General features: G+C 42.0%; 9 protein-coding genes. 6 read left to right on the forward strand and 3 right to left on the reverse strand.

The window, feature by feature from the left end; translation table 11 throughout:
• Positions 1-10 precede the first annotated feature (10 nt).
• The 5 genes from BXY_RS23015 (at position 11) to BXY_RS23035 (ending at position 6,032) form a co-directional block, all read left to right on the forward strand.
• Positions 11-1,651 carry a SusD/RagB family nutrient-binding outer membrane lipoprotein gene (locus tag BXY_RS23015; protein WP_032849587.1) on the forward strand — a complete coding sequence of 547 codons (1,641 nt, stop codon included), beginning with the start codon at positions 11-13 and terminating at the stop codon, positions 1,649-1,651.
• A 33-nt stretch (positions 1,652-1,684) separates the two neighbouring features.
• Positions 1,685-2,806, forward strand: a complete 1,122-nt coding sequence (locus BXY_RS23020) for a glycoside hydrolase family 18 (RefSeq protein WP_004310491.1) — start codon at positions 1,685-1,687, stop codon at positions 2,804-2,806.
• 32 nt (positions 2,807-2,838) lie between these two features.
• Complete coding sequence (locus BXY_RS23025; protein WP_004310490.1) at positions 2,839-3,981, forward strand: DUF1735 and LamG domain-containing protein; 1,143 nt, start codon at positions 2,839-2,841, stop codon at positions 3,979-3,981.
• A gap of 445 nt (positions 3,982-4,426) precedes the next feature.
• On the forward strand, positions 4,427-5,482 hold the full coding sequence (locus tag BXY_RS23030) for a virulence RhuM family protein (RefSeq protein ID WP_008024497.1): 1,056 nt from the start codon (positions 4,427-4,429) through the stop codon (positions 5,480-5,482).
• 28 nt (positions 5,483-5,510) lie between these two features.
• A complete protein-coding gene (locus BXY_RS23035) occupies positions 5,511-6,032 on the forward strand; it encodes an ORF6N domain-containing protein (protein WP_008024499.1) in 522 nt (173 codons plus the stop codon).
• 289 nt (positions 6,033-6,321) lie between these two features.
• On the opposite strand, the gene BXY_RS23040 is transcribed toward BXY_RS23035, so the two are convergent.
• Positions 6,322-8,406, reverse strand: a complete 2,085-nt coding sequence (locus BXY_RS23040) for a BT4734/BF3469 family protein (RefSeq protein WP_015533057.1) — start codon at positions 8,404-8,406, stop codon at positions 6,322-6,324.
• Between the two features lie 996 nt (positions 8,407-9,402).
• Between BXY_RS23040 and BXY_RS23045 the strand changes: the two genes are divergently transcribed.
• The gene (locus BXY_RS23045) at positions 9,403-9,837 is read left to right on the forward strand and encodes a hypothetical protein (protein WP_004305010.1); all 435 of its coding nucleotides are present in this window, start codon (positions 9,403-9,405) and stop codon (positions 9,835-9,837) included.
• Positions 9,838-10,014: 177 nt separating this feature from the next.
• Here the strand turns inward: BXY_RS23045 and BXY_RS23050 are convergent, their stop codons facing one another.
• Together BXY_RS23050 and BXY_RS23055 are read right to left on the reverse strand one after the other, a co-directional pair.
• A complete protein-coding gene (locus tag BXY_RS23050) occupies positions 10,015-10,215 on the reverse strand; it encodes a DUF2007-related protein (protein ID WP_015533058.1) in 201 nt (66 codons plus the stop codon).
• A gap of 218 nt (positions 10,216-10,433) precedes the next feature.
• Positions 10,434-12,089, reverse strand: a complete 1,656-nt coding sequence (locus BXY_RS23055) for an AMP-binding protein (protein WP_008645207.1) — start codon at positions 12,087-12,089, stop codon at positions 10,434-10,436.
• Positions 12,090-12,093 lie beyond the last annotated feature (4 nt).

The raw sequence follows: 12,093 nt of genomic DNA on the forward strand, positions 1-12,093 counted from the left end.
CTTCTTTATTATGAGAAAAATGAATCATTTTAAACTATTAGCGGTGATATGCGCAATGACGCTATTTGCCTCATGCAATTTTGAAGAAATCAATACCAACCAATTTGAGATGAGCGACGGAGAAGGTGCGATGGATGGTTTTGAAGTCGGAGGGCTGATTACAGCTATGCAACGGACAGTGATTCCCGTAGGCACACAGGCTGATGATACAGATGTTATCAATGAATATCAAATAGCTTATCATCTGTCGGCCGATAATTGGAGTGGATTTTTTGGCGAGAACAACAGTAACGGTTGGAACGCAGGTAGTAACAATACTACTTATTATTTGTTGGACAATTGGATAAAAGCGACCTATACACAGTCTTATACCAATGCTCTTGATCCTTGGAAGAAATTGAAAATAGCGTCCGAGAAAAATGGTACGCCCGAAGTCTTTGCTTTGGCTCAAATTCTGAAGATTTCCGCTTGGCACAAGACACTTGAAAGTTTCGGTCCGATGCCTTATTCTCATGCGGCGGACGCTACAATGAACATTCCGTTCGATTCGGAGAAAGAGGTATATACGGCGATGTTTGAAGAATTGACCTCAGCCATTGAAGAATTAACAGAAAAGGCGGAAAATGGGGTGAATGTAATGGGTGCTTATGATGCGGTATATGCCGGAGATGCTACCAAATGGGTGAAATACGGCAATTCGCTGATGCTTCGTTTGGCTATGCGTGTCCGCTTCGCTGATGCGGAACTGGCGAAAAAGTATGCTACTCAAGCAGTGAATCATTCTATTGGCGTGATGACGGCTAAGGATGATGCGGCTCAAATGAGTCAAGGAGCGGGTATGACTTTCCGCAACAACATTGAATGGTTGGCAGGCAACTATAATGAAGCTCGTATGGGTTCTTCCATCTTTTCTTATCTGATGGGATATGAAGACCCGCGTTTGAGCGTTTATTTTTTGCCGATGGATGGTAATGCCTCTTATGGTGTTGAGGCTTTCGACGGAAAAACGTATCAAGCGGTGCCGGCAGGGCATGCCAATGCGCAGAATGACATCTACAAATCTTGCTCAAAGCCCAATATTCAAAGTGGAACTCCTACATATTGGCTGCGTGCATCGGAAGTTTATTTTTTGCGTGCGGAAGCAGCTTTAGTGTGGGAAGGTTTCGGCAGTGCGGATTCATGGTATAAACAGGGCATTGATATGTCTTTTCAGGAGAATGGTGTGACCGATCCTGTAGACGATTATATGAATTCCAATTTGTCACCTCGGGCATATGTTTTTTCCCATTATCAGTATGGGCAAACACTTTCTGCTCCGTGTGAGACTACTGCCAAGTTTGAAGGAACAACAGAGCAGAAGTTGGAAAAAATTATGATTCAGAAGTGGATTGCTTTGTTTCCTAACGGACAGGAAGCGTGGACGGAATGGAGAAGAACCGGTTATCCGAAGTTGAATGTCATTAAGACTTTGAAAGGAGCAGTGCAAGGCGCAACTCTTGAGGGCGGTATTCGCCGTATGATTTATCCCACCAGTTTTTCTCAGACTAACGAGGGAAAGGCTATTTATGAAGCAGCCTTGAAGTTGTTCAATAACGGTGCAGGTGGCGAAGATAAGTCTTCTACCCGTTTGTGGTGGGATTGTAAGAGATAACCTACATGTATCATTTTAATACAGATGAAGAATATGAAATCATTAAGAAAATTGTTATATATTATTCCATTGACAGGCATGATGGTAACTTCTTGCATGGATGTGGAGAATATTGAGATAGACCATATAGGCGGGTATGCCACAATGAACAATGCGGAGAGTGAGGCATATTATGCCAATCTGCGCGCCTATAAGGCGACTGCTTGGAATTACAATCGTCCCGTAGCTTTCGGATGGTATTCCAATTGGGCGCCTGCTGGAGCTTATCGAAGAGGATATCTCTCTGCTATGCCCGATAGTATGGATTTTGTTTCAATGTGGAGTGGCGCTCCAGGACGTTATGAAATCACTCCGGAGCAGAAGGCAGATAAAGAGTTTGTGCAAAAGGTGAAAGGAACGAAACTGTTGCAGGTAAGTCTGCTTTCTTATCTTGGTAAGGGTGCGACACCAAATTCGGTATACCTCGAAGTGGAAAAACAAGCGGAGGAAGAAGGCTGGTCGGCGGCTCAATTGGAAACGGCGAAGAAACAAGCCCGTTGGAAATATTGGGGATTTGAAGGTCAGTTTGAAAGTGAAAACCATTATGCATGTCTGGCGAAGTTTGCCAAAGCTCTGTGCGATTCTTTGTATGCAAACGAATGGGACGGTTATGATGTAGACTGGGAAATCGGTAGTGGTGTGTTTGATATGGATGGCACATTGAGTCAGAATAAGCATTTGATTCATTTGGTTAAAGAAATGAATAATTACATTGGCCCGAAAAGCGATCCGGAAGGTAAAGGACATAAAATGATCTGTATTGATGGAAATATTTATGGGCTTACCCATGAATTGGATGAGTATGTCGATTATTGGATTATACAAAGTTATGGTAGTTCCAATCCCGGTTTTGATGGTTATGGCGTTGATCCTAAGAAAATAATCTGCACAGAGAACTTTGAAAAGTATGCCACTAATGGAGGTCAATTGCTGAAGCAGGCAGCTGCTATGCCGCGAGAAGGTTATAAAGGTGGAGTAGGAGCTTATCGCTTCGATAATGATTATGACAATACGCCAAATTATAAATGGATGCGTCAGGCTATTCAAATCAATCAGCGGGTTTTCAATGAATGGAAAGCGAAACAAAACGAAGCGGAAAATAAACCGCAGGAATAAGTGGACTTATAAAATTCTAAAACAGTAAAAAGATGATGAATAAACATATATTCTATTATTTGATGGTAGGTAGTATGGCGTTATTGTTGGGCGCTTGCAACGACAGCATGAATGACCTGCTGGAGCCTAAGGTTTATTTCGAAAGCAAGGAATATAATTTCTCGGTGGAAGATGAAATGGATGTAATGACATTTGATCTGGTTTCAAGACTCTCGTCAGCAACTTCCTCTCAGGTAGACGTATCATATAGTGTAGCCGAACCAAGTGTAGTAGACGAATACAATGCAAAGTATGGCACAAATTATGAGATGCTTGATGTTTCGCAGGTAAAGCTAAGCAGTACGACATCTTCTATTTCGAGTGGAAAATTGTATGCGGATAATGTAGAAGTCGAACTTTCCGGTTTAGAAGCTTTGAAAGCCGGGAACTCGTATGTTTTGCCTATGCGGGTGCATTCGTCTTCGGTGTCGACTCTTTCCGGAACAAACATTGCATATTTCTTTTTCTCCAAACCGTTGAAAATTACCAAAGCTGGTAACTTCAGTAATCACTATATTTCTGTGAAGTTCCCTGTCGGTACTTTCTTCTCGTCATTCACTTACGAAGCATTGATTAATGTGGATTATTTCCTCGATAATAATACGATTATGGGAACCGAAGGTGTGATGATCCTCCGTATCGGTGATGCGGGAGGAGGAATTACTCCTAAAGATTATTTGGAAGTGGCCGGAAGACAGAACTACCGTGTAACGAAACCGTTGTTAACAAATCGTTGGTATCATGTAGCGTTGACTTATGATCAACCGACAGGAAAAACAGGCATTTATGTAAATGGTGAGAAATGGGCTGGTTCAGATTGGGGGATTGACGGTTTTGATCCGAATTCGGATATGGGTTTTTATATTGGTAGAATCTATGGTTTCAAATGGGGTGAACGTCCATTCCATGGTAAAATGAGTGAAGTCCGTGTTTGGAGTGTAGCCCGTACGGAAAATCAACTTAAGCAGAATATGCTGGGTGTTGACCCTGCTTCAGAAGGCTTGGCACTTTATTATAAACTAGACGGATCGGAGACTCAGGAAGGTGGAGTTATCAAAGATGCCACAGGGCGTATAAACGGTACTACAAATGGAATTACTATTAAGACGTTGGATGCTCCGATAGCTATCAATTAATGGAACACACAAATTTGTGAGAGATTTTGCTCTTTGCATTTTTGAATATGAGTGAAAGCCTGCTTACTGAAAAGATAATATTCTTTGGGTAAGCAGGTTTCTTTTATTTATGTTTGTTTTATGAAGAAGTTACTATTTACCCTGTTTATATCTTTTCCATCTAAATGTTTTTGCCAGTACCTTTATACATATAATTTATGCGGTTCATGTAAACCAATATGTAAACCGGAAAAATACGAATAAAATCTGTTGAATCCATAAAGCGAAGATATTACGGAGAAAGCTTTCTACTGTAATTATGATCTTTTTAGGGAACTTCTCAGATAATGATTGGCGCTGCTTCCAATGACATAAGATTACAGACGAAGGTGGAGATAAAATAGGAGATATTATCTTTGGCAGTTCGATATGTTCTAAGTACATTTGTTTCTGATAAAAGAAATGAATGTTCAAGATGAATATGGAAGAAAGTAATAACGGAAGCAAGAAACTGCAAATACGCAATAGTACGGCTGAATTTCTTATTTTTCAGATAGAGAATAAAGAAGAAGGCATTGAAGTGCTTTATCAGGACGAAACTTTGTGGCTGACGCAGAAGACGATGTCGATATTGTTCGATGTTGATATACGCACAATTAATGAACATTTGAAAAATATATATTCGCAAGGAGAAGTAGATAAGAATACAACTATCCGGAAAAACCGGATAGTTCAAAAAGAAGGTAATCGGAATATTTCTCGTGAAGTTTTTATTTATAGTCTTGATGCCATCATTTCAGTCGGCTATCGCGTCAACTCCGTGCGCGCCACTCAATTTCGGCAATGGTGTACATTTATACTTCGGCAGTTTGCCATTCGTGGATATGTCATTGATAAAAAGCGAATGGAGAACGGATCATTCATCAATGAAGATTACTTTGAACATTTGCTTGCTGAAATCCGGGAAATACGATTGAGTGAGCGACGTTTCTACCAAAAGCTAACAGATATTTATGCTACCAGCATAGACTATAACCTCAATGCCCCGACCACACGTTTGTTTTTCAAAAAAGTCCAGAACAAAATGCACTATGCAGTTCATGGACACACGGCGGCAGAACTTATTGTAGAGCGTGCCGATGCAGAGAAGGAACACATGGGACTAACTACCTGGGAGAAAGCTCCTAACGGAAAGATTGTAAAAACAGATGTGTCGATAGCAAAGAATTATTTGAAAGAAGAAGAACTGGAGTCAATGGGACGGTTGGTCAATGCTTTTCTGGATTTGGCAGAAGACCGGGCAAAGCGGCATATTCCTATGACAATGGAAGATTGGGCAAAACGTATAGATAAATTCTTGGATAGCGATGACCGCCCCATATTAAATGATTCAGGAAAGATGTCTGCCGAACAAGCGAAAGATTATGCAGAAACCGAATTTGAGAAATACCGTATCTTTCAGGACCGTGTGTTTCAGTCTGATTTCGACAAGTTGAATACAACTCGAAGTAATACAAAGTAAGATTTACGACATACGCGGGTAAAAGGTGATGTTAGACTTTGATTTGGCGGAAATGTACGGAATAGAAAACAGGGTGCTAAAACAAGCTGTTAGACGTAATTTAAAAAGGTTCGAAGGTGAGGACTTTATGTTTGAACTCACGAGGGACGAACTTTCAAGATCACAAATTGTGACCTTGAACAAAGGAAGAGGCAGCAATTTTAAATATATGCCTTTTGCTTTTACGGAACTAGGCGTAGCAATGCTTAGTAGTGTTCTAAACTCTGATACTGCTATTGGAATAAACAGGGGTATAATGCGTGCTTTCGTTGCGGTTCGTCAGTTACTGTTAAACCCGCCGACCGATCCAGTATATGAACTTCAAAACGAAGTCAAGGAACTAAAGGAGTACATAGAGGAAGTATTTGCAGACTATAACGACATCAATGACGACACTCGGACGCAGTTAGAATTAATAAATCAGACGTTAGCCGAATTGCAGGCGCAAAAGGCTTTAGCAGATAAGCCGCGTAATCCTATCGGCTTCGTTACTCCCAAGAAGAAAGAGTAAATAGGCGGTCCGGTTGTTCCGTTGGCTATTCGTTGGTTGCTCTATTGGTTACATGGAGAGTTGGATGCAAATACAACTATTTAGAAAAACTTAATAGCTCAACAGAAAGGTGGAAGACAAGTATCCTGGAAATTTGAATCTCATAATGATTTGTACCTGTTTTATTGTCATACTGTCAGGAATACATTCAAGTGAATGAATATCAACGTTCTATCACCTGACAATAACCATTGATAATAGGCTGACAATAAAATATCCAGACTTTTATTGTCAGCCTTGCTTTTATCTCTTATGATAGCTTTATTACCTGATAAACAGTACCTTTATAAGTATGCTTCGAAGGAATACCGCATTTTTGCAGCAATCTCCCGAAGTGGTATACTTTGTTATCAGACAATGACATACCGCTTTTCTTCTTCAGATAATTCAATATTTCAACCGGAGTAAGAAATTCCCCTTCCTCTTTCGTTTGTGCAGTCTTGAAATACTGGTAAAACAATTGCAACATAGCCGGTGTCTGCTCAAACTCACGGTTGTTTTCCGTCATAATCTGCTCATCCTCACTGTCAAACCAGTAGCGTTCGCCATGATGAATCTCGTGCATGGCTTGTGCATAAAGCTGTTCATAATCTATCGGCTGTGTAGTGTCGATGTTTCCCGTCACTTCAATACAAATGAAACGGCGGCTTCCCGAAGGATCAGTCAGCAAATCCTTCTGATTGCTTGTGCCGATAAATGAAGCATACCGCTGCAATTCAAGTACCGAGCGACCGTGCGGTTTCCGTAGATTGACCACAGGCTTTTGAAGAATATGTTTCAGAAATCCTTGTTGTGGCAGCGTTATCTGGTCAAACTCATCGATATTGATGAGCGCAAACCGATTCAGATACAGTTCTGCATCCCGTTTATGGCTGAAATCAATGCTGTCTGTATAGTAAGCGCGAAGCGCAGGCGGAATCATTTCACGGCAGAAAGTTGATTTATGAGTTCCCTGTCGGCCCACTAATATGGGCGACGTATTGTTTGCGTGCATTTTATCTACCCCTCTCCAATGTGAAACCATATTCAGGAACCAACGGTGGAAAAGCAATTCCCAATGCGGATTTTTGCAAGGAACCCTGTTTGCCAAAGCATGAATACGGTCTTTGCCGTCCCAATGAGGCAGATGAAACAGGAACTCTTCCAACGGATTGTAGATTGGCACACGGTTGGAATGTAAGTATCGGTCTATGTCCCTGTCCCATACGCCAATACCTTCGGATTGGGCATCAAGCATGATGCTGTTTTGTGCCCGTTTGTCAATAGGATGAAAATAAAACTGAAACGAGAAACGCTCCCGGTATTCCACTTCCCCGATCTGCGTATTATAACGGAACTCATAACGGCGATTCATAAATTCGTCCATCTGCAGGCTAAGGCGTTGCTCTTTAGTCAGGCAGCTGCCTTTGGGCACTCCCTTACATTCCTTATATACGTTTCTTATCATTTCGCGTATCAGCATCGGATTTTTTCTTTTGTAATAACGCATGATGGTTCGTCGGGTTACCTCCTCTTCCGGGATGCCGGAGTAGTAACAATTTTCGGCAAGCGGGACTACTAACGTTTGCAAATCATGATCGTTCCGGTGCCAGTCTGTTTCCATTTCTTCGAATGTCTTCCGCAATGCCGCTTCATAAAGCAATGCTACTGTATCTTCCGTGTCATACCCCGGCAGTGCTCGATTCAGTGGAGATGCTTCAGTGCTCGATTTCTCATGATAAGTCATCTCGCCGGGCATACCGATGGGTTGTGAAAGATAGAAGGGGACAGGGGTGGGACGATAAATCAAGTCCGGATCATAACTAAGACGTGAGAATTGTTCCAGTTTCGGCTCTTTTAATAGAATGTTGAAGGGAAGTTGAGGCTGATAACATTTAATGGCGAGCCGGTAAGCATGTGCCTGAAACACTTCGGCTTCTTCCGTTGTTTGCGGTAAAGTGCCGTCCGGACGGGTGAAGCAAGTCCATATCTTGACGCTTTTACCACTTGCACCCATAAAAGCCAGCATTGTTTGGGGAAGTTCGGCTGCCTTTTGTTTCACGATTCCCACTTCTGTCTTTCCGGCTAGCGGGCCGATGGTCAGTTCTACAATGCCATTGTAGGTTTTCATTCGTTTCACTCCGTTCACTCGCCCGAAGGCTGCTGCGGGAATCACTCGTGGTAGTTTGTTGGCGAGGGAACAAGGCTCGTCGGGTAGAACAAAATGCAGGGCCTGACGTAATCCGGTTACCGGGCGGAGCTTGGTTTCTTTTTTCATTTTTTCTATCAGCAGGTCGATGTCTGTCACGCTTAGTGCCTCCGTATCTCCGTTTTCCCTGATTTGTGTAATCTTCATTTTTCTTCTCTTGATATTTAATGAGAGTAAGTGTTTGTTATTGGTTTCAAAGGTACGGATAAGGTACTTGTAAAACAAACTATTTGCGCTTTATCGCGATAAAGAATGTGCTTTCTTGTTATACTCTATTCAAGAAGGCGGACTTGAAACATTAACAAGTAAGTAAAGATATGCTCGCCACTGTGTATTGTTGCATAAAGACACCGTTATTCTTACGTTAACTTACCGGTATTGGTAGTTCGCCACGGCCGTGACGAGATCTTCCCACGGCCGTGGTAGGAATTCGTCACGGCTGTGGAAAGAAGTCACCACGGTCGTGGGAAGGTGAAGATACCGGCACTTTAGCCGAACAATACTGTTACTTTAGCCGAACAATACTTGCTTCTTTAGTGAAAGATACCAGATGCGCAGTATTCATTTAACGGGGGCGACATTCGCTTCGTAGCGAGTTTGTATTTCTTATATGCTATTTGCTAATATTGAACTACCTCTCTTTCAATACAGAACTTCCTGTATTTATTTCCGTATTTCCACTTTGTTTCGAAAAAAAAGCATATCTTTGTCATACGCTTTCTGTTCACCAGTGTGGTGAAACAGGTAAGAAGCGTTATTTATTTTGAAATAGGAATATTATTGCATTATCCCCCTCCTCTGAAATCTAGCAAGTTTCTTTTCCAAAGAGGGGTGATTCAACAGATATTCCACGTGAACGGTCGTATGTCAACATATCGATGAAAGATGTGTTATATATAAACGATTAGCGTGGATGTCTGTTGTTATCATTATCTTTTGGAAAGGTTTTGCTAGGCCTCAGAGGTGGATAATGATTCAACAGCATTCACGCTTTTATTGTACCCGGTTGGTTTCATGATCCTTATAAATCCCCAACCCCAATCTCCTGTCCGCCCGGAATACAAAAAGCGCGAATGTTTGTTGAATCAACATTAACAGAGCACTATTTATTCCTTGTTGTATAACAAATTAAAAACAAACACTATGTCACAATGGATTAGCATAGAAGCGGCAGCCGAGAAATACCGACTCGAAAAAGAGTATATCTGGCTTTGGGTGGAAATGAAAAAAATCACAGTGTCTTATGAGAACGATACAGTTTCCATAGATGATGATAGTATTCAGCAATTCATAAAACGGACTAAGCTGGGAATTACGTCTGAATATATCGATGAGTTAGAGCAACTTTGCATGGAAAAAAACAAAACCAGCAGATTGTATGCTTCACTTTTGAATATGCGGGATCAGGAATTAATGGCAATTAGAGGACAAAGTTCGCGACTGGACGGTTTATGGAAAATGGTGGAGGAACAATACGAAAGACTGCGCTCCTTCGAGAAGAATTCTATGTCGGACAACGCTATTTGTAGCAACTGCTGGATCAGAAAGATATGTAGGAGATTGAAACGAATTCTATAATTCTGCCGTGAATTTAATCTATTAAATAACAGGCTGACAATAAAAGTACGATCTTTTTATTGTCAGCCTATTGTCATAGCTTATTGTCAGGGTGTAATGAGTTGCTAGTCACCGTATTATCCAGCGAAAACTCCTGCTGACAATAAGAACTCTTCAATTTATATGTAAACCTAAAACCTATGAAACTTTTCTGTTATTAATTACACGCATGGCCGCAGTATAGTATTCGCAAGGAACAGAAATCAAAATACTGTTTAAACCATTGTCTTTCATTGAAACCTGAATATAGGCTGCATTCAATAGACTTTTTACGCTGGTTACCTCCCAAGGACTACCAGCAAAAACTTTGACTTGAGAAATCTTTCTACTTGTAATCATGATCTTTATAGTGTGTTTTTGTTTTTACTGCGACAAAGATAAGAGAGAAAAGCAACATAGAGGTGTAATATTGTTTCATATATAGTATACAAATGATTCATTGAATCAGGATTTGTATTAATTGACCAGTTTGTAGTATGATTCACATAAGAAATCCTCCTTCGGTTGCCAAAAGACAAGTGAAGGAGGATTTTATCGATAAATAGGTGCTTTTTTACTTATTTCTTATCGTTTTCGCGAATCTCCACCCGGCGGATCTTGCCGCTGATTGTCTTAGGTAGCTCTTCTACGAACTCGATGACACGCGGATATTTATAAGGAGCAGTCACTTTCTTCACATGATTCTGTAATTCCTTAATCAGTTCTTCTCCGGCACGTGCTTTATAGTCTTTGGATAGAACAATCGTAGCTTTTACTACCTGACCGCGAATCTCATCGGGTACTCCGGTAATAGCACATTCCACAACAGCCGGATGAGTCATCAACGCACTTTCCACTTCGAATGGGCCGATGCGGTAACCGGAACTCTTGATTACGTCGTCTGCACGACCGACAAACCAAAGGTAGCCGTCCTCGTCTTTCCAGGCAACATCGCCGGTGTAATAAATACCATCGTGCCAAGCTTCATGAGTGCGTTCCGCATCCCGGTAGTATTCTTTGAAAAGTCCGAGAGGTTTACCTTTGCTGGTGCGGATTACAATTTGTCCTTGCTCACCCGCTTCAACAGAGCGGCCTTCATGGTCGATCAAGTCTACATCATATTGAGGATTCGGAAGCCCCATGCTTCCCGGTTTCGGTTCCATCCAAGGCATGGTGGCGATGGTAAGGGTTGTTTCTGTTTGTCCGAAACCTTCCATCAGTTTGATACCCGTCAGTTTCTTGAAAGTTTCAAATACGGCGGGGTTCAATGCTTCTCCGGCAATGGTGCAGTATTTTAGTGAAGATAAGTCGAACTTTGTCAGGTCTTCGTGAATCAAGAACCGGAAGATGGTAGGAGGCGCACAGAGAGAGGTGACATGGTATTCCTGGATTTTTTCCAGAATAGCTGCCGGGGTAAACTTCTCGTGGTCGTAGACGAAGATATTGGCTCCGGCAATCCATTGTCCGTAGAGTTTTCCCCATACCGCTTTTCCCCAGCCGGTATCGGCAATGGTGAGGTGAAGACTGTTCTCGTCCAGGTTGTGCCAAAAACTACCGGTAACGATATGACCTAACGGATAAGTAAAGTCATGTGCCACCATCTTAGGTTCGCCGGTAGTGCCGGAGGTAAAATACATCAGAGAGATGTCATCATTAGTATTCGCATGGCGCGGACGTACAAATGGAGCAGCATTTTCGATACCCTGATGGAAATCTTCGAAGCCTTCCGGGATTTCCGGACCGACACTGACTAACTTTTCAACCGTGGGACATTCGGGAAGAGCATCTTTGATATGTTGCAGGATGATTCCTTCGCCGGCAGCTACGATCATTTTGATGTCGGCAGCGTTGCAGCGATAGATAATATCCTTCTTGGTCAGCAAGTGAGTAGCCGGAATAACGGTTGCTCCTAGTTTGTGAAGAGCGATGGTGCTATACCAGAACTCATAACGGCGTTTCAGAATCAGCATCACCATGTCGCCACGGCCGATACCCAGGCTCTGGAAGTAAGAGGCGGTCATGTCCGTAGAGCGTTTCATGTCGGCAAATGAGAATTGGCGACTTTCGCCTTTGTCATTTGTCCAGAGTAAAGCGTTCTTGTCAGGTTGTTCGGCAGCCCAGGCGTCTACTACGTCATAGCCGAAGTTGAAATTCTCCGGGACGTTTATTTTCAAGTTTTTGATAAAATCCTCTTGTGAACTGAAAGAGGTCTGTGATAAAAATCTTTCTACCATGATG

The sequence above is a fragment of the Bacteroides xylanisolvens XB1A genome, from assembly GCF_000210075.1.
Taxonomy (GTDB): domain Bacteria; phylum Bacteroidota; class Bacteroidia; order Bacteroidales; family Bacteroidaceae; genus Bacteroides; species Bacteroides xylanisolvens.